At 67.5% G+C, this 22117-nt stretch carries 21 protein-coding genes and 1 pseudogene; 11 read left to right on the top strand and 11 right to left on the bottom strand.

The window, feature by feature from the left end; all coding sequences use genetic code 11:
- The first annotated feature begins 277 nt into the window (after positions 1-277).
- On the top strand, positions 278-433 hold the full coding sequence (locus HG543_RS21465; protein ID WP_169346691.1) for a hypothetical protein: 156 nt from the start codon (positions 278-280) through the stop codon (positions 431-433).
- 110 nt (positions 434-543) lie between these two features.
- Entirely contained in the window at positions 544-2178 is a 1635-nt protein-coding gene (locus HG543_RS21470; protein ID WP_169346692.1) for a cyclic peptide export ABC transporter, read from the top strand.
- A 6-nt stretch (positions 2179-2184) separates the two neighbouring features.
- Here the strand turns inward: HG543_RS21470 and HG543_RS21475 are convergent, their stop codons facing one another.
- From HG543_RS21475 to HG543_RS21485, 3 genes are all read right to left on the bottom strand, one after another.
- A complete protein-coding gene (locus HG543_RS21475; protein WP_246357199.1) occupies positions 2185-2475 on the bottom strand; it encodes a hypothetical protein in 291 nt (96 codons plus the stop codon).
- Positions 2476-2566: 91 nt separating this feature from the next.
- Positions 2567-2917 carry a hypothetical protein gene (locus HG543_RS21480; protein WP_343073407.1) on the bottom strand — a complete coding sequence of 117 codons (351 nt, stop codon included), beginning with the start codon at positions 2915-2917 and terminating at the stop codon, positions 2567-2569.
- A 216-nt stretch (positions 2918-3133) separates the two neighbouring features.
- Positions 3134-4042 (bottom strand): DUF2381 family protein, encoded by a 909-nt coding sequence (locus HG543_RS21485; protein WP_281404439.1) that lies wholly within the window; start codon positions 4040-4042, stop codon positions 3134-3136.
- A gap of 117 nt (positions 4043-4159) precedes the next feature.
- On the opposite strand from HG543_RS21485, the gene HG543_RS21490 reads away from it, so the two are divergent.
- Positions 4160-4543 carry a VOC family protein gene (locus HG543_RS21490; protein ID WP_169346696.1) on the top strand — a complete coding sequence of 128 codons (384 nt, stop codon included), beginning with the start codon at positions 4160-4162 and terminating at the stop codon, positions 4541-4543.
- Between the two features lie 1023 nt (positions 4544-5566).
- Here HG543_RS21490 and HG543_RS21495 read toward each other — a convergent pair.
- Positions 5567-6451, bottom strand: coding sequence for a LysR family transcriptional regulator (locus tag HG543_RS21495; RefSeq protein WP_169346697.1), 885 nt, complete (start codon positions 6449-6451; stop codon positions 5567-5569).
- Positions 6452-6569: 118 nt separating this feature from the next.
- Here HG543_RS21495 and HG543_RS21500 point away from each other — a divergent pair, with 118 nt between their 5' ends.
- Genes HG543_RS21500 through HG543_RS21510 form a run of 3 tightly spaced genes read left to right on the top strand, consistent with a single transcriptional unit; the run spans position 6570 to position 8592 of the window.
- Positions 6570-7637, top strand: coding sequence for an aldo/keto reductase (locus tag HG543_RS21500; protein WP_169346698.1), 1068 nt, complete (start codon positions 6570-6572; stop codon positions 7635-7637).
- Between the two features lie 55 nt (positions 7638-7692).
- Positions 7693-8085, top strand: a complete 393-nt coding sequence (locus tag HG543_RS21505) for a hypothetical protein (RefSeq protein WP_169346699.1) — start codon at positions 7693-7695, stop codon at positions 8083-8085.
- Between the two features lie 3 nt (positions 8086-8088).
- The gene (locus tag HG543_RS21510) at positions 8089-8592 is read left to right on the top strand and encodes a hypothetical protein (protein WP_169346700.1); all 504 of its coding nucleotides are present in this window, start codon (positions 8089-8091) and stop codon (positions 8590-8592) included.
- Between the two features lie 16 nt (positions 8593-8608).
- On the opposite strand, the gene HG543_RS21515 is transcribed toward HG543_RS21510, so the two are convergent.
- On the bottom strand, positions 8609-9337 hold the full coding sequence (locus tag HG543_RS21515; RefSeq protein WP_246357200.1) for a hypothetical protein: 729 nt from the start codon (positions 9335-9337) through the stop codon (positions 8609-8611).
- The gene (locus HG543_RS21520; protein WP_169346701.1) at positions 9321-9953 is read right to left on the bottom strand and encodes a hypothetical protein; all 633 of its coding nucleotides are present in this window, start codon (positions 9951-9953) and stop codon (positions 9321-9323) included. The genes HG543_RS21515 and HG543_RS21520 overlap by 17 nt, the downstream gene beginning before the upstream one ends.
- Positions 9954-10179: 226 nt before the next feature.
- Here HG543_RS21520 and HG543_RS21525 point away from each other — a divergent pair, with 226 nt between their 5' ends.
- Positions 10180-11391 (top strand): DUF4374 domain-containing protein, encoded by a 1212-nt coding sequence (locus HG543_RS21525; RefSeq protein WP_169346702.1) that lies wholly within the window; start codon positions 10180-10182, stop codon positions 11389-11391.
- A 9-nt stretch (positions 11392-11400) separates the two neighbouring features.
- Positions 11401-12033, top strand: coding sequence for an MXAN_6652 family MXYO-CTERM-anchored protein (locus HG543_RS21530; protein ID WP_169346703.1), 633 nt, complete (start codon positions 11401-11403; stop codon positions 12031-12033).
- Positions 12034-12099: 66 nt separating this feature from the next.
- Here HG543_RS21530 and HG543_RS21535 read toward each other — a convergent pair whose 3' ends face one another.
- The 5 genes from HG543_RS21535 to HG543_RS21555 are packed head-to-tail and all read right to left on the bottom strand — an operon-like array spanning position 12100 to position 17262.
- Complete coding sequence (locus tag HG543_RS21535) at positions 12100-14373, bottom strand: helicase HerA-like domain-containing protein (protein ID WP_371876494.1); 2274 nt, start codon at positions 14371-14373, stop codon at positions 12100-12102.
- A gap of 16 nt (positions 14374-14389) precedes the next feature.
- The gene (locus HG543_RS21540; protein ID WP_169346705.1) at positions 14390-15571 is read right to left on the bottom strand and encodes a hypothetical protein; all 1182 of its coding nucleotides are present in this window, start codon (positions 15569-15571) and stop codon (positions 14390-14392) included.
- Positions 15572-15573: 2 nt separating this feature from the next.
- The gene (locus HG543_RS21545; protein ID WP_169346706.1) at positions 15574-16302 is read right to left on the bottom strand and encodes an ImmA/IrrE family metallo-endopeptidase; all 729 of its coding nucleotides are present in this window, start codon (positions 16300-16302) and stop codon (positions 15574-15576) included.
- Positions 16299-16676, bottom strand: a complete 378-nt coding sequence (locus HG543_RS21550; RefSeq protein ID WP_246357201.1) for a hypothetical protein — start codon at positions 16674-16676, stop codon at positions 16299-16301. The genes HG543_RS21545 and HG543_RS21550 overlap by 4 nt, the downstream gene beginning before the upstream one ends.
- Positions 16663-17262: an RNA polymerase sigma factor gene (locus HG543_RS21555; RefSeq protein ID WP_169346707.1), complete on the bottom strand. Its 600-nt coding sequence runs from the start codon at positions 17260-17262 to the stop codon at positions 16663-16665. The genes HG543_RS21550 and HG543_RS21555 overlap by 14 nt, the downstream gene beginning before the upstream one ends.
- Positions 17263-17506: 244 nt before the next feature.
- Here HG543_RS21555 and HG543_RS21560 point away from each other — a divergent pair.
- The 3 genes and pseudogenes from HG543_RS21560 to HG543_RS21570 all read left to right on the top strand — a co-directional run bounded on the left by HG543_RS21560 (position 17507) and on the right by HG543_RS21570 (position 22103).
- Positions 17507-18180: pseudogene (locus tag HG543_RS21560) on the top strand (GNAT family N-acyltransferase).
- Positions 18181-18321: 141 nt separating this feature from the next.
- Complete coding sequence (locus HG543_RS21565) at positions 18322-19341, top strand: restriction endonuclease PLD domain-containing protein (protein ID WP_169346708.1); 1020 nt, start codon at positions 18322-18324, stop codon at positions 19339-19341.
- A 176-nt stretch (positions 19342-19517) separates the two neighbouring features.
- On the top strand, positions 19518-22103 hold the full coding sequence (locus tag HG543_RS21570; protein ID WP_169346709.1) for a DEAD/DEAH box helicase: 2586 nt from the start codon (positions 19518-19520) through the stop codon (positions 22101-22103).
- Positions 22104-22117: the final 14 nt, after the last annotated feature.

The following is a 22117-nucleotide window of genomic DNA, read 5'->3' on the forward strand; positions in this document are numbered from 1 at the left end:
GGGTGGGGGAGAGGCATGGGGGCGGCGAGCCTAGCACCAGGAAAACGGTGGACGCGGCGGTGACGGCGCGCTGCCCCCAGCGGCGGGGAGGCGTTAGGTTCAGTGGGTGGCGCCCTCCTCGACGCGCGTTGCGTCCCGAAGGGCATTGCGGCATGAACGTCCGCTGGAGGCTCGGCCGTCGGCACGCCAGGCGTCCGGCCGCGGCGCGCGGGGCGGCCGGCGGTCCGGTCCTCCAGGAGGGACGGCACGGGCCGTCACGACACGGGAGCAGGTGGCCATGCTGGTGGAGATTCTCATTGGGGCCGCGGTGATGACGCTGGTGACGGTGCTCTTCACCGGTCCGGGCATGTGGAGCTCGTCGTGGGGCTATCGCAACAAGGAGCGGCCGAACAACCAGGCCCCCGGCTCCAAGGGCGATACGAAGCAGCCCTGACGGCTCACCGTCTTCGGAAGGGTGGTGGCCGGTTGGCCGGTCGCCCGATATGGTGGCCTCCGTCGTACCCCTGCCCGGACGCCCGCTCCGGTGTCGCGTGATGGCCCCGGATGAACGTCTTCTCCCTGCTGCTGCGAGTCTCCCGCGGGCACTTCGCGCTGGCCGTCGTCCTCGGCGTCATCTCGGGGGCGTGCAGCGCGCGGCTCATCTCGCTCATCAATGAAGCGCTGACCCGCGAGGGCCCGCTGGAGCGCGGGCTGGTGCTCACCTTCGTCGGGGTGGGGCTGCTGGCGATGGTGACCCGCGGCGTCACGCAGATGCTGCTGACGCGGCTGAACGTGGGCACGCTGTACCAGCTCCGCATGCGGCTCAGCCGGCGCATCCTGGAGGCGCCGCTGCGCGGCCTGGAGCGGGTGGGGAGCGCGCGGGTGATGTCGGCGCTCCAGGAGGACGCCCTCGCCATCAACCAGGGGCTGGCGCACCTGCCCACGGTGGTCATCAGCGCGGCCACCACGCTGGGCTGCCTGATGTACCTGGCCTGGCTGTCGGGGCGGGTCTTCGTGGGGATGGTGGCGGTGCTGGTGCTCGGGCTGTCCGTCTACGGGCTCTTGCAGCGCCGCTCGCGGGTGTTCCTGCAGCGGGCGCGGACGCAAGCGGACCTGCTGTTCCAGCACTTCGACGCGCTCACGCGGGGCATCAAGGAGCTGAAGCTGCACCGCCGCCGGCGCGGGGCCTTCCTGACCGAGCACCTGGAGCCCGCCGCGGGCGCCATCCGGCGCCTGTTCACCCGCAGCGCGGACCTGGGGATGCTGGGCCAGTCCTGGGCGTTCCTGCTGCACTTCTCGCTCATCGGGCTGCTGCTGTTCGCGTTCCCCGCCTGGGGCGAGGTCGACCGGCGCACACTGGTGGGCTACACGCTGGTGGTGCTGTACCTGCAGGCGCCGCTGGACACGCTGCTGAACCTCCTGCACCTGCTGCTGCGCGCGGGAGTGGCGGCGCGGCACCTGGAGCAGATGGGGCTGTCGCTGACGGAGGACGGCGCGGAGGCGACCCCCACGGAGGTACCGGAGCCGCGTGCCTTCCAGAAGCTGGAGCTGGTGGGCGTCACGCACGCGTACCACCGCGAGGACGAGGACCGGCCCTTCACGCTGGGCCCCATCGACCTGACGCTGGTGCCGGGCGAGTGCGTCTTCCTGGTGGGGGGCAACGGCAGCGGGAAGACGACGCTGGCGAAGCTGCTGACGGGGCTGTACTGGCCGGAGTCCGGCGAGCTGCGGGTGGACGGCCGGGTGATGACGGACGCGGACCGGGACGGGTACCGGGAGTACTTCTCGGTGGTGTTCTCGGACTTCCACCTCTTCGAGCACCTGCTCGGGCTGGGCTCGACGCGGCTGGTGGCGCGGGCGGAGGAGCTGCTGCGCCGGCTGCGGCTGGAGCGGAAGGTGCGGATTGAAGGGGGGCGGCTGTCGACGACGGCGCTGTCCCAGGGGCAGCGCAAGCGGCTGGCGTTGCTCACCGCGTACCTGGAGGACCGGCCCATCTACGTGTTCGACGAGTGGGCGGCGGACCAGGACCCGGTCTTCAAGGACGTGTTCTACCGGGAGCTGCTGCCGGAATTGAAGGCGGCGGGCAAGGCGCTGGTGGTCATCTCGCATGATGACCGGTACTTCGCGCTGGCGGACCGGGTGGTGCGGCTGGAGTCCGGCCGGGTGGTGGAATCGACCGGGATGCAGCAGGTGTCCTGACGGGAGCTACTGGCAGATGCCGGGGCAGTCCGCGCCGCCCGAGGCCGGGTCGCAGGAGTCGGTAGGGTCGTCCACGCAGCGCGCGTCCGCGCCGGTTCCCACGCAGCCGCCGCCGAGGAAACCGCCGCAGCACTCGACGTAGCCGCCGGGGACGTCACACGGGGTGGGGAAGGCAGTGCACTCGCCGCCCGATGCAGGCCGGGCGTAGACCACCACCTGCGCGCAGCCGATGTCCTTGTCGTCATCCGAGCAGGACGCCAGCGTCAGCGCGGCGAGTCCCAGCAAACACGTCGTCATGAGCCTGTTCATGCGCGGCATCAGGACAGGCCCGGCGCCCGCGAGTCCAGCGCGGCGGCGTGGGGCTGTCCGGCGGTGCAAGAACGGCGGGTCAGCGGAAGGCATCGACGATGTAGACACCCGCGCCGGAGAACTCCAGCACCGCACTCCCGGGAGGGGAGCCCGGCTTCTTCAGCAGCCCGCCGCGGCCAAGGCGCGCAACGGCGCAGATGGGAATCGGGTCTCCATCCGGCGGACGGGCCTCGTAGTACCGGATGACGACGTTGGGACCTCCCGTCCATATCTGACCGTACAGGCGAGTGGTGGGGTCCAGGTACCCGAGATGGCCCTGGAGGATGCTCTCGACAGGCCCATCATTGACCGTGATGGAGCTGTAGCCGTTCTGGTTGGCATCGATTTCAACCGACGAGCTGTCACCGGGCCGCAAGCGCAGGATGCGCATGGCCTCCAGTGCCTTTTCCGGACACGGCTGCGGTCCGGGACTTCCATCCGGGCGGATGGAAACGCCCGAGCTCGCACAGCCGAGGCTCAGGCCAGAGACACCGAGGAGGACGGAGGTCAGCGCGGCTTTCATCGAGGGCATGAAGAGGCTCTTACTTTTCAAGCCCGTGTTCGCCAAGAACGGCCGCTTCCGCATGGAAGGTCGTCGGCGGAAGGCTCAGCGCTGACTCTGGGGCATCAACTCCACGTAGGCCTGCCGGAGACCGTCACCCCGGAAGAGTTCCAGTACGAGCCTGTCGCCATCCCTGGCCGGGTCGAACGAGTCGAAGTCCGTGACGATGGCGATGCGGCCCTCCTCGCCGGGCGCAATCGAGGGCAGGGTGGCTCGCAGGGCGAAGGGGTGAGCCTGCCGCGTGGCGTAGGTCGTGAGCCGGGCCTCCTGCAGTGCCCGGGACCGCGCGGGGTCCCGGTTCTTCACCGTGAAGACGACAGCGGCCTTGCTCGCCGCGACCTTCTTCCCCTTGGGAAGAAAGAGGGAGACCTCCACGTCGGCCGACTCCTCGCGCAGGCGCCACTTGCGGGACTCCGAGAAAGGAGTCAGCGCAACCTGGTCCCTCGCGAGAAGCGCGGCCAGGGCATGGTCCACGGACGTCTCCTGCTCCCGTCTCTGGTTGTTCTCGGCCCTGAGGGAGTCGACCTCCTGGGTCTTTTCGTCCAGCGCCTTTCGCAGCGCCGCTGGCGCCTCCGGGTCGGGGAAGACGGAGATCTGACCGTCGATCCTGCATGTCGCGGCGGTGACGGTGAGTGGAATCTCCGTTCCGTCCAGAAGGGTCACCAGGAGCATGAAGCGATCTCCCCGCGCGAGGTTCTGGAGTGGGGCAATGACCACGGACCTGCCGCCAGCGAGCAGGGGCTCGAACCGGCCCTCCCACCCGAGGAGCTTCGTCCGCTCCGGATCCACCGCGCTCGGGAGCCGGAGCACGGTCGCGGTGGTTCCGTCGACGTACAGTTCGGGCACCGCGTCCCGCGAGTCCCGCGAGAAGTAGAGCGTCCGCGGCGTGGGCATCGAGGAGAGGGCCGGGTCGCAGGTTCTCGCCTGTGCCGCCCCGGGCGTGGATGACCCCAGACATTCCTAAACCAAAAGGTTGACCGTCTGGAGAGTCCTCACTAGCGTCATCCACGTAGTTGATGGATGTGCCGACGCACTCCGTCAGTCCCTTGCTCAAGCCCCCCGGAGACGCGGATGAAGATCACGCTCAACAGTTTGCTGGTGGACGACCAGGCAAAGGCGCTGAAGTTCTATACGGAGGTGCTCGGCTTCGTGAAGAAGCACGACATCCCGATGGGGGAGTTCCGCTGGCTGACGGTGGCATCGCCCGAGCAGATGGACGAGGTCGAGCTCGTCCTGGAGCCCATGGGTCACCCGGCGGCCCGCGTCTATCAGCAGGCGCTCTTCAAGGATGGGATTCCGCTGACGTCCTTCGCCTCAAAGGACATCCACCAGGAGTACGAAAAGCTGAGCAAGCTGGGCGTGGTGTTCCGCTCCAAGCCCACCCAGATGGGTCCGGTCACCACCGCCATCTTCGAGGACACGTGCGGCAACCTCATCCAGCTCCATCAGACCTGACCACCCGCCCCGGGCCCGTCCTCACCCGTCGGACAGGCACCACCACGTGAGCCAGAGTCCGAACGCGAGTCCAGCCAGCGCGAGTCCCACCAGCCTGGGGCCCCAGCGCTGGCGGCGCTGAGTGGCCACGGTAGGAACGTTCGTTCCAATCGTTGCCACGGGTGGGGGCATCGGCTTTCCAGACTTCGCGGCGCGCCGGTCTTTCCATCGGCGTGCGATGGCGGGCAGAGCGTTCGTTCCCGCACCCGCGGCCCGTCGTGCCCTCCACCAACGCGCCACGCGCCCGGGTGGACTTCTTGTTCCAGCGCCCGCGTCCCGCCGTGCCCGCCACCAGCGTGCCACGCGTCCGGGTGGACTTCCGGCTCCAGCGCCCGCGTCCCGCCGTGCCCGCCACCAGCGTGCCAGTCGCCCGGATGGAACGTTCGTTCCACTCTTCGCCACCCGCCGGAGCCTCCGCGAGCGCGGCATCGTGGTGGAAGGAACGTTCGTTCCGCGCTCTGTCGCCGATGGGGCGACCTGCCCAGGCGACGCGGGGTCGAAAGAAACGTTCTTCACCGCCTTTGCCGCCCGTCGGTCTCTCCACCTGCGCTGCGCGCCGACGGAGAAAGCCTTCGCTCCAGCCACCTTCGCACGCAGGGCCTTCCACCTCCGAGGCGCGGCTTCGGAAGGAACGTTCGTTCCATCCTTTGCCGCTCGCCGCAGCCGCCACCTCCGAGGCGCGGATTCGGAAGGAACGTTCGTTCCAGCCGTCTCCGCCCGCCGTTCCCTCCGCTCCAGGTCGCCCGGGCCCGGACCGCCGTCCCGAGCTGCACGGAGCAGAAGGACTCCCGTGTCGAAGTACTTCCTGCACCGCTCGCAGCGCCGCAGGTGTTTGCGCAGCGCCTCCTCCTCATGGAGGGACAGGTCCCCCAGCGCCAGGTAGCGGTCGATGCGTCTCCGAGGATGGAAGGGACTCATGACGCGTCCTCCTGCCGGCCCAGATATTCCTCCGAAGCGCACCATGCGCCTCGCGAACGAGATGCCTCACTTCCGGAGGAAGTCGAGGAACGCGCGCAGCGGGGCCGACACCTGCCGGCTCGGATAGTACAGGTGGAAGCCGGGGAACCTGGGCGACCAGTCCTTCAGCACACGCTTGAGCCGTCCCGCTTCGAGCCACGGCCGCACGTCCTGCTCGAGGACGTACGCCAGCCCCACGCCATCCACCGCGCCCTGGATGAGGAGGCTCAGGTCGTTGACGATGAGCGGGCCGTCCGCGGCCACTTCGAGCGCCTTGCCATTCTTCTCGAACTCCCAGCGGTACAGGTTGCCGTTGGCGCTCCAGCGCCAGTTGATGCAGCGGTGCTTGTGCAGCTCGCGCGGCGTCCTCGGTACACCGTGGCGTGCGAAGTATTCGGGGGAGCCGACGGCCGCCATCTCCTGCTCTTCGTCGAGCCTCACGGCGATCATGTCCTTCTCCAGACGCTCCCCGAGCCGGATGCCCGCGTCGAAGCGGCCGGCGACGATGTCCGTCAGCGCCTCCTCGATGACGATGTCGAGGACGATGTCGGGGTAGGCGGCATGGAAGGGCCCCAGCAGGGGCCCGAGCAGCCGCGTGGCGACGACAGGAGGCGCATTGATGCGCAGACTCCCCGAGGGTCTCTCCCGAGACTCGCGCACCTCGGCGACCGCCGCCTCCAGCTCGGACATGGACGGAAGGGCCCTCGCCAGGAGTCGCTCACCGGCCTCGCTGAGGGACACGCTGCGCGTCGTCCGGTTCAGCAGACGGGCCCCGAGTCGCTCTTCCAGCCGGCGGATGGTCTGACTGAGCGCTGGAGGCGAGACGCGCAGGTGGGCGGCGGCCCGGGAGAAGCTCTTGTGGGTGGCGACCGCGACGAAGGCGGTGAGCTCGGTGTAATCGCTGCCGCGCATTCTGTACCTCCTGCTTAATAGCCCATTTGGATTCTGCAGCATTCACTGAAGAGCCGCACGCGCACATTGTTCCGGGCGTGACGCGGCCGAATGGAGCGGCCGCGCTCGGGAGGTCGTCATGAACGGGAAGCTGTCGCTGGATACCTATCGCCTGCTGGGCCGCTCGGGCCTGCGCGTCTCGCCGCTGTCGCTGGGAACGATGACCTTCGGCTCCGACTGGGGCTGGGGGGCGGACGTGGAGGAGTCGCGCCGCCTCTTCGACACCTATGTCGACCGGGGTGGCAACTTCATCGACACCGCGAGCTTCTACACCAACGGCTCCTCGGAGCAGCTGGTGGGAACGTTCTCCGAGGGCAAGCGCGAGCGGCTGGTGCTGGCCACGAAGTACACACTCGCGACGCGGCCGGGGGACCCGAACTCGGGTGGCAACCACCGCAAGAACATGGTCCGCACGGTGGAGCAGAGCCTGGCGCGGATGAAGACGGACTACATCGACCTGCTCTACCTGCATGCGTGGGACGGCACGACGCCGGTGGAGGAGGTGCTGCGCGCGATGGACGACCTGGTCCGCGCCGGCAAGGTGCTCTACCTGGGCATCTCCGACACGCCGGCCTGGCAGGTGTCCCGGATGCAGGCCCTGGCGGACGTGCGCGGGTGGACGCCCTTCGTCGCGCTGCAGATTGAGTACAGCCTCATCCAGCGCACGGTGGAGCGCGAGCTGATGCCCATGGCGCGGGAGCTGGGCCTGGGCGTCATCCCCTGGTCTCCCCTGGCGAGTGGGGTGCTGACGGGCAAGTACTCGAAGGCGGACCTCGAGCCGGCGGGGTCCGGCATCGCGACCTCGCGCAAGGGCGTGGCCCAGGTGAGTGGCTCGCTCTCGGCGCGGGGGCTCGCCATCGCCGAGGTGGTGAAGGAGGTGGCGAGGAGCGTCGAGCGCACGCCCGCGCAGGTGGCGCTCGCGTGGACGCTGCGCAACCCCGCCGTGACGTCGCCCATCATCGGCGCGCGGACCCTGGCACAATTGGAGGACAACCTCGGCGCACTGGAGGTCGAGCTGCCCGACAACGTGCTGGCGCGTCTGCACGAGGCCAGCGCCATCGAGATGGGCTTCCCCCACGACTTCCTCGCGACGCCCGCGATGCAGGCCACGATGTCTGGTGGCGTGAAGGTCGAACCCCGGAGGTGAGCGCACGGGGTATCGCTCATGGTGGCCGGGCCTATACTGCCCGGCCACCATGGGGATGTCCGCCGAAGTACTCGCCATCGGCCCGTTCCACCGCGGGCTGCTGCCCTTCCTGGACCAGCCGCCGGAACGTCACGCCACGACCCGCGAAGGCGCGGTCCTCGTCGTGTCGGTATTCAGAGCCCCCGAGGGAAGCACGCGGAGCCGGGAGCTCGCGGCTTGCGTCGGGGTGGAACCGTGGGACTTCAAGAGTCACGCGTTCGACCCGCGTCGCGCGGACCTGGGCGCGCTGCGTGACTTCCACGCGGGGTATTTCCGGTGCGAGGAGCACGCCAAGGCCCGGGCCGAGCATCCATGTGACGCGTGCGAGCGGGCCTGCGAGGCTCCGGTGGAGCGCTTCGTCAGGCTGCGCGACGCGGGCTTCGAGTTCTTCTTCTGTCCCAACGGGTGACGCGTGCTCTCTCCGGAGCTTCGGGACGCCGTCGTACGGCTGTTCGACGAGAAGGGCCTGCTGGAGGCGGTGCTGCACGTCCGGCGCGGCACCGGCGCCGGTCTCGCGGAAGCGGACGCCGCCGTGCGAGCGGTGCTCCACGAAGCGGGGCGGCTACCCGTGTCACCTCGCGGCGAGACGAGTGTGGAACTCCTCGCCGTGGGTCCCTTGGGCCCATCCGTCGTGGAGTTGCTCGACTACGACGCGGAGCGATACACGGGCGTGCCCGACGGCACGAAGGTCATCACGCGATTGTTCGACGTGTACGGGAACGACGAAGAATCCCGAGAGCTCGCGGCGTGTCTCGGCGCCGATGTTTGGGACTTCAACACGCATGCGCTCGACCCGTGGCGAGCGGACCTGGATGCCCTGTCGCGGCTGGCCGGTGGAGACGACGTGCTGGTCCGGAGATTCAGCAAGCTGCGGGCCGCGGGCTTCCGGTTCTTCTTCCGCGTCCTTCCGCCTTGAGACACCCACCGGGTGGTCACCAGGGTTCGAAGGGCCACGGCACCGTGGGCGGAAGCACCGGCTCGGGGCGCGCCATGGAGATGGAGTCGGCATACGGCCCGTCGACGCGCTCGTCCGCGAGCGGGTTTCGCTGGCCGGTCATCACCCACTCCGCTCGGGCGGAGGCGAACGTGCCTTCGAAGAACAGCGTCAGGGCTCCCGTGTGGACCCAGCCGAACTCGCGGGAGTGAAGCCCGACCACGAGCTCGATGCTCCCACGGCGGAGGGCATGTCCCGGAGCCAGGAGCGCCTCGATGACCCGGGCCGCGGGCGATGCATCCAGATGGCTCTCGTCCAGCGCCCAGCGCGTGTGGGGATGCTCGACGCGAATCGGCTCACGCAGGCACAGCAGGTGCTGGCGTGGCGGTAGGGGGAGTGCGCATGCGCCTTCGAGCAGGCCCGCGGCCTCGGTGAACCGGGCCGCTGCCGATGACTCCATGCCGAGGATGTAATTCCATCCCGCGAAGAAGGAGCCCACGCCGCGATTCAGGAGGTAGCCGTCGTTGACCTGCGCTCCGACGACCATCGCCTCGTCGAGCGGCTGGTAATGGCCATACTTCTGGAGCGTCTCCAACTGCCAGAGTCCGGGCGCCACGCGGCCCAGCCGCGCCGCCCAACGCTCGTCCGGAAAGTCGCGGGCATCGGGCATCCTCGGCTGTTTCAGCGACCAGTGGGTCGTTATCGCCCAGTCACCCATTGAGTCCATCCAACTTCGGCTCTTCATACCAGCGTCGCGAGAACGGCTTGCTGAGCAACCATGCGGTGGTGTTCCTGCCCTTGGCCCACGCGTATTGGATCCGGAAACCCTCTGACAGGGTCTTCCAATAGGTGGCCTCCCACGGCTGCAAGCGCGTCTCTTGATAGCTGCTCATGATGGGAACATGCGTGGGGTCCTTGGAGGCCCAGGCGAACTCCTCCAGCGCGCGTTCATGGCTTGCCGCTTCGATGCAGATGTCTTCCTGTCCGGCCCCATAGGTGGAGTAGAGGCTCCAGTCGGGTCGGGTGACGGACTCCCATGCGGCACCTCCGGCGGGTGTCAGGCCATACCAGAACCCCGAATAGTGGCGGGGTTTGCAACTGCTCTCCGCGAAAGCACGTTCGACCTCGTGCGGTGAGCACGCTCGCACGCCATGTTCGTTCGCCACCTCGATGAGGCCGGCCTGGCAGAGCGCGGTAAGGGCCTCGACCAGCTCCCGTTCACCCAGCCCGTGCGTCGGGCGGTTGATGATCTCCTCGATGTTCGAACTCCTCAGGACGGCCAGGTTCTCCCGAAGCTCGATAACCAGATCCAGGAACCAGAACGTCTGACGGTCGATGCGCATGGGGACGACCTTAACGAAGCCTTGAAGGCAGGGGAGGGTCAGGCGCCGGTGACGGAGCTGCCCACGGACTGAAGGTCACCGGAACACCTCCTTCTTGACATGACGGCTTTGCCGGTCTACTGATCGATATTGATAATGAATATCAACTTCACAAGAGACGGCAATCGCCGCTCCTGCTGTGTGAAGCCGCGCCTCCAGTTCCCCCCACCGTAGAAAGGCCGTAGCGATGAAGCAGTCTGTTGCCTTCTCCTCCTTGCGACTCCCCACCGCACTGCTCGCCCTGTCCCTGTTCGCCGGGTGTGACTCGGACGAGCAGGGGGATGACGAGCGCCCGCTGTATGCCATCACCACCCAGAAGTTCGAGCCGGACCCGGCCACGAGCTACGTCGTGGTGACGAGCGACGCGGAGAAGACCGCGACGCTGTCACTGGATGGCGCCATCCAGGTGCCGGGCCGGGCGCTCGGCGTGGGCCTTCCCAAGACGGGCTCCGTGTACGTGGTGAGCGATGACAGCCCGGTGGTGACGCGCTACTCGCTCGACGACAGCGGCAAGCTGCAGGCGTCGGGCACCGTGAGCTTCGCGAGCCAGGGCGCGATGGCGCTCGGCGAGTACCAGGCCAACTTCCAGTTCATCTCCGAGACGAAGGCGTATTACTTCGACGGAGAGAACGCGCAGATCGTCATCTGGAACCCCACGGCGATGAGCGTCACGGGGACCATCCCGCTCGACGAGCTGATCATCCCGGATACCCTCCTGTCGTTCTCCGGCGCCATCGTGCGGCTCGAAGGGCAGCTCATCATTCCGGTGGGCTGGCGTCCCGAATCGGGCGTGGGCATCACCCGGAAGGCGGGCGTGGTCTCCGTCGACACGGCGACGGACAAGGCCACCATCTCGACGGATGACCGGTGTGGCTACACGCACGATGCCGTCGTGGGCCCCGACGGTCAGGTGTACATCGCGACGGAGGCCTATGGCGCGGCGGTGCGCCGGACGCAGGGGGAGGACGCGCCCGAGCCGTGCCTGCTCAAGTACAACCCGCGCACGCGCGCCTTCGACACGAGCTTCTATCGGTCGCTGTCGAGCCTGGTGGGCGGCGGCACCGCGGGTGCGCTCATCCCGGGGCCGACGGGGACGGCGTACGTGCGCGTGCTCGACGAGACGGTGGCTCCGGTCGCCACGGGCACCCATCCGCGCCTCGTGGCGAGTGGCACGGGCTGGCAGTGGTGGGAGCTGAAGCTCGACACGCTGACGGCGACGCGCAAGGCGGCCTTCCCGTCCACCTCGGGCAGCGTCTTCCTCTTCGAGACGGAGAACCAGACGCTCTACACGGAGTTCGGCGCGGGCTCCGCGTCCACGACCCTGCATGTGCTGGGCGACAGCGGCAAGCCCACGCTGACCTACCCGGGGCTGTCCTTCTCGCTCCTCCAGATTCGCTAGGCGACCGTCATGAGACTTTCATTTCCAATCGCAGGTCTGTTCGCCGTCTCGCTGTCGCTGTCCACTCCGGCCTTCGCGACGGCCTCGGGCATCACCGGCCAGTCCGGCAAGGAGGGGGCGGCGTGCGGCCTGTGCCACCAGGGCGGCACGGCCCCCACCGTGGTCATCGAGGGCCCGGCGTCTCTCGCTCCTGGCGCCACGGGCCAGTACTCGCTCATCATCCGGGGCGGTCCGGCGAAGACGGGCGGCACGGACATCGCGGTGGACAGCGCGGAGGCCACCCTCCAGGCGGGTGCCGGGCTGAAGAAGCTGGGAAGCGAGCTGACTCACTCCACGCCCAAGGCCTTCGAGGCGAACGAGGTGCGCTTCGACTTCTCGCTCGTCGCGCCTTCGACGGACGTCACGCTCACGCTCTTCGGTTCCGGCAATTCCACCAATGGAGACCTGAGCGCCGAGGGCGACAGGGCTGTGGCGACGAAGCTGACCGTGAAGGTGGGGAACGGCACCCCCGCCCCGACGCCGGGCGGTGGCGGGGAGGGTGGAGACGATGAAGGAGGCTGCGCCGCCGCAGGCAGCGCGCCCCTCTGGGGCCTCATGATGGCGAGCGCCTCCCTGGCCCTGCGTCGCCGCCGTCGGAGTTGATGCGGTAGCGGCCGCGCGCGAGGAGGGATGGTGCCTCCTCGCGCACGAAACGTTGCCGCAGGTCCGCTACTCCACGAGCAACCGCTTCACGGGCGCGGGGTCCACCGCGACCATGAGTGGACGCGTGAAGGTGCTGAACGAGACCAGCGCCTGCCCCGGCGCGAGCCGCGGCACCCGATTCCACAGACTCTCATCGATGCTGCCCACCGTGCGTTGCATCCGCGAGATGACGGTACTGTCGGTGATCTTGTGGATGATGAAGTTGTTGAGCAGTCCCAGTACCTCGTTGGGGAGGTGCTGGGGCAACTGTGTCACGAACACGAGCCCGAGCCACCGCTTGCGGCCGCGCTTCGCGATGCGGGCGACCTGCTCGAACAGGACCGGCATCTGCGAGATGCGGCTGGCCGACAGGAACTCGTGCGCCTCCTCGATGATGATGAGCACCGGGGTGACGGACTCGTCCTGGTCGTTCGCTCGCTGATAGCGCTCCTCCTGGGTCTCCTGGAGCCCCCGCAGGATGTCGGCGATGACGAGGTTGTTGAGCTGAGGGGAGTCCGTGTCCGACAGGTCGATGACGGACACCCGGCCAGGAGTGAGCATTGAGCCGTAGGCCACTCCCGGTACGCTGCCCACATCGAAGATGTTGAGGCGCCGGAGCCGGTGGAGCTTGCTGGCCAGGGCCTTCCAGCTGATCTCGTGCTTGCTGCTCTGGGCCATCACCCGGCGCATCACCTTGCCCGGGTCGTTCTTGAAGTCGCTGTACAGCGTGGGACCCGTGGAGACCGGCGCGGCCTCTTCCTGCGCGAGGGCCTCCTCGGCGTCCTCCAGCAGCCCGCTCTTCCTTCGTGACGAGGCACGGGGCCTGCTCTTGACCTCGGCCTTTCCCTCGTCGCTGAGGCTGTAGATGTAGGCGCTCACGACGTCCAGTACGTGCTGGATGGTCATCCGGGGGTAGCCGGTGGTGAGCTCGTCGACGTCCAGCGCCTGACGACGGTCCTCCTCGCTCACCGGGAAGATACCGAAGTCCTCCAGCAGCAGCTTCGTGACGTCGTAGGCCTTGAGGAACCGCTCCTGCTGCGCATCGGACATGTCCAGAATCTCGGCGAGCGCATAGGGCGAGAGGCTGGAGAAGTTGAGAGAGAACCGGCGCAGGTTCCGGTGGCGCGGTCTCCGGCTGGAGCGGCCCGTCAGGTGATGGATGTGCAGGTCCTTGACGCCCTCCGGCCGCAGACCGCGCCGCTTGAGCGCTTCGAGCATGGCCGCCTGGTCCGTGGGCTCATCCACGTGGGTGTACTCGCCCTCCACGTCGAAGACGATGGTCGCGATGCCCGCCGCCTGAGCGCGGTGGATGAGCGTGGCCACGGTGGTGGACTTGCCGCCACCCGTCGTTCCGATGATGCCCGTGTGCCGGGGCAGGATGGCCTTGTCCCGCGCCTGGAGGCGGGCCTCCATGTTCTCGTAGCCCACGACCACACCGAGGCACAGGTCGCCACCCACGCCGAGCACGCGCTCACTCTCCTGGTCATCAAGGACGAAGACGGGGCTCTGCGGCCGCGGGCGGAAGCGGGGCGGCTTCAATGTGCCCTCCACCTCTTCGCCGAGCAGCTCCACCTCCGCGCGCCCGTGGTAGTCGAACGTATAGGTGAGCTTCTTCCCATGCGTCACCACGCCGATGGCCATCGTGGAGTTGGCGGGGACGGCATTGGGCTCCGCGAAGGGGCCCCGGACGACCACACCGAGGTACGCGCGTCCATCCTCCCGGGACTTCACGCGCACCAGCGTCTGGGACGCGAGCAGGTGCAGGTCGTCCCGGGTCAACAGGACGGTGATGAGGTTGTCCTGGCTGGACGTGGTATCGAAGTGGGTGAACCCGGCGGCCTTCTCCAGCTCGGGGTCGAGCTGGGCCGCCGTCTTCGACTCGTCCTTCAGCTCCTGCATCGCCGCGCGGGCCGCAGCCGGTGTCGGGCGGACGATGTCATTGCGCGCGCCCTTCGCCTCCACCGTCGGAGCCACCGGGGGAGGCCGGGGAGCCTCGCCGCGCGGTGCAGGGGTGCCCGGCGCTGGGACGGGAGCGGGCCTGCCCGGTGGCGTACCGAGCCCCGGCGGCGGCGCGGGCCGGTTGCCCGCCGGTGGGGCAGGGCGCATCGCCTGCCCCGGGGGACCCACGGGAGCGGGGGGCCGCGAAGCACCGCCCGGTGCCGCCGGGGAAGGGCGCTGGGGGCCACCCACGACGTGAAGCGGTGGCGCCTTGCCATTCAGCGCCTGCGCCGGAGGACGACCCGGCTCGCCCTCGGACATTCCCCCACCTGCTGGCCTCTGCCCCTTGCCATCATCGAACATCCGTGCCCCTCCCCGGCTAGCGGCGCATCCCGCGCTCGCTGAAGTACTGAAGGTTCGCGTCCGCCTGGGCGTAGGCGTCGTGCACCAGGCCCAGGAAGCCGTCGTCACCAAAGGCGCTGCGGCAGGACATCTCCGCGACGTCGAGCAGCATCGGGAAGGCCCGCTCGGGCCGGAGGATGCTGTCGGCCATGGCGATGCAGGCCGCTTCGTGGAAGTGCTCGCGGTGCGCGTAGAAGAGGCGGGGAGGGGAGTGGTCCGACACCCGGAAGAGGCCCTTGACGACATGCGGGCAGGACTGCCTCACGAAGTCCCAGGCCAGCCGCTTGCTCCTGTCGCCGTACTGCCACCCCTCGACGAGCTCCTCTCCATCGCTCTGGAGCGTCTCCAGGATGACGTACTCGCCCGCGTCGAGCGCGAACCCCATGGTGAGGAAGCCCCGGTCCTGCAGCGCATCGGAGACGAACACGAACTTCTTGTGCTCGTGGATGAGCCGCCGGAGCACGCGGAGGGAGAGCTCCAGCAGGCTCATGTAGCCCGAGCCGGACAGCAGCTCATGGGCGCAGGGATTGCCGAGCCCCATGCGCCACTCCGCCGAGGACTTGCTCAGCAGGGCCGCGCGCTCGGCATACGTCCGGATGCCCCGGCGTGCCAGCCGGGACATCGTGTCCTTGCGGCCCCGGAAGCGGTTCTGGCGCATGTTGATGTAGTCCATCGCCTCCTGCATGGGGTCCGTGCTTCGCGAGGACATCTCCTTGCGAAAGAGGCGCTGGGAGAACGCTCCCGACGTGCCGCCGTAGCCGACGACGGCCACGCCAATCTGCGAGATGCCGATGGGGAGGCTGTCATGGGAGGCGGAGCTCCCCGTCACGGCGTCGACCTTCCCGCGGAAGAGCAGGCGCTCGTGGATGAGGCTCACCTCCTCGGGGGTGACCTCGTAGATGCCTGCCTCGGGGAACGCCTGCTGACGCCCGGGAAGGCGGGGGAAGATCTCGCTGCGGACGATGGCTCGCAGGCGCCCCTCCTTCTTGACGGCGTTGGCAATCTCCTTCCGGAAGCGGTCCATCACGACATCGAGGTCGAGCCCGGTGGACCACTTGTCGAGGTCGAGGGTGAAGGACAGGTCCTCGCCGAACGCTGCTCGATACTCGTCGTCTCCGAACAGCTCTGCTTCCACCTCAGGGGGAATACCTCCCGACATGGTCAATCTCCGTCCACTCCAAGGAATTGCTGGATGGAGAAGCGAGGGATGCGCAGGCGGCGGCGCAGCATCTGGACGTACGTCCGCGCCACCTCCCCGGGAAGGCCGAAGCGGAACATCACCCGGCTCACACCCTCGTCCTCGGACACCTCCCGCACCAGGGGCATGACGAGCGCCGACGGGGCCAGCAGCTCCTGTGCGAGCAGATCCGCGCGCCGCTCGGACTCCGCGACCTTCCCGTTGGAGAAGAGCCCGGAGGGCCCCCGGTCCATGAGCTTCACCTGGACGCCCAGCGGAACCCGCTCGAACAGCGCCGTGAGGGCTTCCTCGGGCGTGGGCGCGCGCAGGCTGTCGAGCACCGGGCGGATGTCCTCACCAAACACTCGCAGGGCCCGCTGGCGTGGGAGCCAGTGGTCGAGCACGAAGTGAGCGACTTCATGGGCAACGGTGAAGCGCTGCTCGGCCACGCCCTCCCTGCTGTCATGAAAGAGGATGCCGACGCCCGCCCGGGCCACCATGCAGCCATGAAACGCTCGGGAGCCCTCCGCCACCTGGTGGTTCAGTCCTCGCCGCCGAAGCCAGACATGCACCGCGTCAGCGGTGAGCTGCGGCAGGGGCACCACGGTGACGGGGAGCCGGCGGGGAATCTCGGTGGCCAGGTTGCGTGGGAATTGGGGAGGGGCCGTCGAGCCACAGGCTTCCACGGCCTCCTCCAGCCAGCGTGCCGTCATGAGTTGTTCTCGCTGTCCCGGGTGCGGTCCCTCGCCGCGGATTGCATGGGTTGCTCTTCCAGCGTGTCCCCGTTCCCCACCTGCCTGGACAGAGTCTCCATCACCTCGACATGCCGGAGCACCTGGACGAGCGACACGAGATCCACTGCAAAACGTTTGGCGATGGCGGAGGCCTGCTCATCGAAGTCCTGGCCCTCGGGACGCCGGCAGAGGGAGAGCCAGTGGAGCACGTCCGGCGTGCAGCCCAGCTCCTTCGCCAGCTCTTCCTGGGTCCTGCCCTCGAGCTCCCGGTAGCGCTCGAACACATGTCCCAGCATCCAGGTCTCGCTCCGGCTACGCCGGGCCGCTCGCTCGAGCCATTCAGGATTCGTCATCGGAGTCCTCCTTTCCGAGACGCGCCAACCACTTCATGAGGCGGTCTCGATGCCGCTTTACCTCTCGCCGGCGGTCATCCTCCGGCAGGGACGCCAATCCGATGGCCTCGGCCATGACGAGGGTCGACCGCTCCCCCTGGAGGACGAGTCCGAGCAGGGCACGGTCTCCCTCCCCAAGCGCGGATTGTTCCAGCCTCACCACGGCGCGTCGTGCCTCCACGGATATCTCCAGCGCGTCATTCGGAGACCTCGCCCCAAGTTCGAAAGCGTCCCCGAATTCCTGCTCTCGCCGCTGGCGGGCCTCGGTGGAGCGGTACCGGTCGAGCAGGCGCTTCTTGGCGGCCTGCGTCAGGTAGGTGGACAGGCGACCTTTCTGGGACAGGTAACGTTCAGGATTGGCCAGGTAGGAGAAGAGGACGTCGATGATGGAGTCATAGGCGTCCTCGCGCTCACGGCCCTCCTTCCTGCCCAGGGCGGAGAGGATGGGGTCCATGAAGACCTGGAAGACGTCCGTGGGAGCCACCGGGTCTCTCTTCAGGACGCGCTCGTGCAGCGCCAGTTCCTCTTCCTGTGTTGGAAAACTCATCCCCACTCCTCACCGGGATTCTCGTGCCCGCGCTCGGGTTGAAAGTTTCTCGCGTGCACCTTCGTCACCGGTCCAGTGAGTTCGACGGAGGGGGGCGTGCACATCGCCGTGAGAGGTTGCTGGTGGACAGGGGGGTTGTCTGTACCTCCCGGGTGGTATGCCCAATCACGGCGTCGCAGCGGGTGGTTTCGCGCAATCGGGTCCGCGGTGACGAAAGGAATGGCGAGGACGGTGAAACGACGCACTGCGCATCCGCTGGGAGGTGTTTGGTGGGGAGCTGAGGTTGATGACCGGGCGCGTGCCTCCGTGGCGTCGGGAGGTGAGCTGCTTCGACACGCTGGAGACCACGGTGCACCTTCTCTTGTACGCGGACGGCGAGCCGGTGGCGACCGCGCGGCTGCTGCTGCCCGATTCGCAGGTGGCGGTCACCATGGGAGGGCGGTGGGGTATCGAGATGGAGCAGAAGCTGGACCTGTCGGGAGTTGGGGGCCCTGGGTTGGTCTTCGCGGAGACGGCGCGTTTCTGTGTCCTCGAGCGGTGGCGGCGCTCGGAGGCGGTGGCGCCTCGGCGGAGGATGCGCGGCTCAGCTTCCGGGTGGCGGAGTACCGTGGGTGGTCGAGCCCGCGCTGGCGGGTGGGTGCGCTCGGCCCCACGGAGGCACCCGCGATTCCGAGCGACCCCTTCAACACGCCGGTGGAGCGGACACAGGCGAGGGAGGGGAAGTTGGACGGGTTGAGGATGCCTCGGGCGCCCATCCTCTTCGCGCGGAAGATGAGGGCGCGGTTCGTCGCGGAGCCTCTGTTCGAGCCAGGCTTCCGCCGGTTCACCCTGCCACTCATCGCCGCGCTGGATGAGATTCCGGCCAGCACCCTGGCGCGTTTTCGCGCGCTCGACACCGACGTTCGCCGGGCAGGTTAGGCCGCGAGCGATGAAGGGAGGCGTACCTCCTGGGTGGTAGTGACGGCCCGGTGTCCGAAGGCCATGCTCCCGCTCGAACCGTGGCCGCCGTCCTGGGATGGGCTTCCATGCGCTACATCACACAGGCCCACAAGGGTCGCGATGGCCCAAATGGATGGAGGCAACCCGGTGGTCAGACTCAAAGTGCTCAGAAACACGCCGCTGCGTCCCCTGGCGAAGAGAATGGCTTGGCTGGTGGGGCAATGCGAGGAATTTCACCTGGCCACGGCCTTCGTGAGCAAGAACGCTGTCGAGGACATGCTCTCCGCGGCCACCGAGCACCTGCCGAGCATCTGTTTCCTCACGGGAACGTTCGGGAACAACACGCGCCAGGCGACCTTCCGCCGTCTGCTGGAGCTCCAGAACCAGAAGCGGCTCAAGGGACGGATCTGGCGCTGCAAGGCCCACGGCGACTTTCACGAGAAGCTCTACCTGTGGCGGCTCCCGGACGGACAGGGAGTCGCCTGGGTGGGTTCGGCGAACTTCACGGACGGAGGACTGCAAGCCGAGGGAGAGCTCATCGTTGAGATCCGCGGACCGTGGGACGGCACTGATTTGAGCGTGCTCAGGCGGGCATTCGAAGCCGAGTGGGAGCGCGGCAAGAGTCTTTCCAAGAACTTCGTGGACACCTACAAGGAATCGGAGCGCCCAGTTCTCGACCTGCACGGCACGAGAAAGGTACGGAGCGGCGGCAATGTGGTCGCGAGCGCCGGGAAGGAGCGCTTCTTTGTCACCACCGTCGAAAGGGAGGCCGACGCGGAAACAGTTGAGCGGGTGGGGCGGCTGCTCGACGGTTCAGCCGACGAATGGCTGCGTCACCGTGTCGCATCTTTGAGCAATCTCAAAAGGGGACATCGGGGGCTGGTCGTGGACAATGTGGAGAGGAAGGTCGCCCTGGTCGAGGTCACGGATAGTGCCAAGGACGGGTCTGCCTTCGTCTTCGCCTATGCACCACTCTTCCAGCGGAATGCGTGGCATCCCTGGAATAGTGAAGTGCGAAGGACGCTCGCGGTTTCAGGGCTCGGATCCGAGCGAAAGCGCCCTCGTAGCCGTTGGCTGCCAGAGACGACGGGGCTCCGCATCGCGAAGGCGCTCTACCCCAATCGGACTCGAGATTGGTAGGTGGATGACAGGCGGCTCGATATTCACGGCAATGCTCGGCACTTCTGACAGATGAGCGAGGGAGCCGCCGGGACCGCGATGCCGCGCCCGCGCATACCTCCTCGGGAGTATGGGCCACGTATCGGCCGCTCCCTACGCTCACGGACATGCCCTTCAAACTTCCGCAGAAGCGAAGTGTGTCTGTCGAGAACGCCGAGTCGCTCTTCCAGGACTTGCGCAACCGCAAGGTGCCAGGACTCCTGTCGCACCAAGCCGACATGCTGCGTGCCTACCATCAACTGCCACTGGATGAACGCGATGTCGCCCTCCAGCTACCGACAGGTAGCGGAAAGACGCTCGTGGGGCTCCTCATCGCGGAGTGGAATCGGCTCAAGCACGGCAGGCGCGTTGCCTTCCTGTGTCCCACACGGCAGTTGGCACATCAGGTGGTCGAGCAGGCCACCAACAAGTATGGCATCGAGGCGAAGGTCTTCACCGGGCCTCAGCGCGACTTCACGCCCGCCGCACGCTCCGCGTACCTCGGCGGCGAGTGTGTGGCCGTCACGACCTACAACGGTCTCTTCAACACGAACCCATTCTTCGACAACGCGGAAGTCGCCGTCTTCGATGATGCCCATGCAGCTGAAAACTACGTCGCGGGCACCTGGTCACTGCGCGTACTGCGAAGACGTGACGAAGGTTTCTTCAACGCACTCCTCGGATTGTTGCAGCCCATCCTGTCTCCCAACGACCTTCTCCGGTTCTCCTCCACGGAAGAGGACCCAATTCACCGAACATGGGTCGAGAAGATTCCGTTCCAGCGAATTGCCCCTCTTGAAACCAGCCTCATGGCGCTCATCGACGAGCACGCGACGAGCGATGAGCACAAACACCACTGGAAGCTCCTGCGGAGCGGGCTCCACTCCAGTTGTCTATACGTTGGAGTGGACTCCATTCTGTTGCGGCCGCTCATCCCCCCAACCTGGACCCATGCGCCCTTCGCGAGCATCAAGCAGCGCATTTACATGTCCGCCACCCTGGGCGAGGGCGGCGAGCTGGAGCGACTTTGGGGAGTGGAGTCCATCAAGCGTCTGCCGGCTCCCGCTGGGTGGGACAAGCAGGGCATCGGACGCCGTCTCTTCCTGTTTCCGGAGCTGAGCCTGGAGGAACTCGACGCCCGTGAGGTGGCCTACAACCTCGTCAAGCAGGTCCCCCGGGCCACCATCCTCGTGACGGACGATGCCGCCGAAGAAGGAGTAGGCGAAGAGGTACGGGAGAAGACCGGCTACGAGGTGTTCAGCGCTAACGAAATCGAGGAGTCCAAGAAGCCCTTCGTGAACAGGGACCGCGCGGTGGCCGTCATGGCGGCCCGCTATGACGGCATCGACTTCAGCGAGGACGAGTGCCGGCTCCTGATTCTGTGGGGTCAGCCCCGTGGCCTCAATCTACAGGAGCGGTTTCTCAGCTCCCGCATGGCGGCGACCCTCCTGCTTGAGGACCGGGTCCTCACTCGCATCGTGCAGGGAGCTGGCCGCTGCACGCGCACACCGACAGACTACGCGGCCGTGGTGGTGCTGGGCTACGACCTGACGCGGCTGCTTCAGCAGGATGAGATTCGGCGCCTGTTGCATCCGGAGCTCCAGGCGGAGCTGGAGTTTGGCATCTATCAGTCGAAGAATGTCACCGGATCAGAGGAGTTCCGTGGATACCTCGCCGACCTGCTCGCCCGCAGTCCGGATTGGCAAAGCGCGGATGGGGCCATCGTCAGCCTGCGCGAGACCAGGCAGCGCGAGACACGTCCCGCGCTTCCCAAGTTGCGCGAGGCCGTAAAGCACGAGGTGCGATTCCAGAAGGAGTTCTGGAACCGCCGGTTCGAGGAGGCGCTCGATGCGGCTCGTCAGGTGTTGACGTCCCTCAACGGACCGGAGGTGGCCGGCTACCGTGCGTTCTGGAACTACCTGGCAGCGAGCGTCGCGTACCAAGCCGCACAGCGGGGCAATGTTCCGATGCGCCAGGTCTCGGTCGAGCATTACCGCAAAGCGGCCCAGGCGCTCCCTTCGGTTTCGTGGCTCGTCGAACTCAGCAGGCCCTCCATGGAAGCCCCAGCGGCGGTGGAGGAAGAGGATGCCCTCCTGGCGAGACTCATCACGGGGCTGGAGGCTTCTCTCGAGGCGCTGGGAACCGCCAACGCGAGGAAGATTGAGGCGCAGTTCAAGAGCGTTGCCGAGGGACTTGGTCGCGCGGAAGCCGCACCATTCGAGTCGGCGCTGGAGAGTCTGGGCCGCTTGTTGGGATACGAGTCCGAACGCCCCGCAGCAGAAGAAGCGGCGCCCGATGTGCTCTGGCGGCTCGGGCAGGACTTCGGCATCGTCTTCGAGGCGCATACGGATGTGAAGGACCCCTCCCAGCCAATCGGGGCCAACAAGGTACGTCAGGCGAAGAGTCACCCGGACTGGGTGGCGGCGCACGGCCGACTGCGAGAGGGTGTACGTGCCATCGCCGTGCTTGTGTCACCGTGTACAAGCATCAAGGCTGGAGCGCAGCCCCATGCGGAGGGGGTCGACTATTGGCACCGTGAGCAGCTGCGGGGTTGGGCCACGCAGGCACTGGCCACCCTGCGCGAGTTGTGGCTCGCCTTTCCGCAAGCCGGAGACCTCGAATGGCGAGCGAAGGCCCAGCAGTCCTTTGTCGACAAGGGACTCACGCCTGCGGCGCTCGTCGCTCTATTAGAGCGCTCTCCACTTGCCGGGCTTCCGTTGGCCGGAGCCGGAAAGGACGAATAGCCGCCGAGCAGTCA

The sequence above is a fragment of the Pyxidicoccus fallax genome (assembly GCF_012933655.1).
In the GTDB taxonomy this organism is placed as follows: Bacteria; Myxococcota; Myxococcia; order Myxococcales; family Myxococcaceae; genus Myxococcus; species Myxococcus fallax.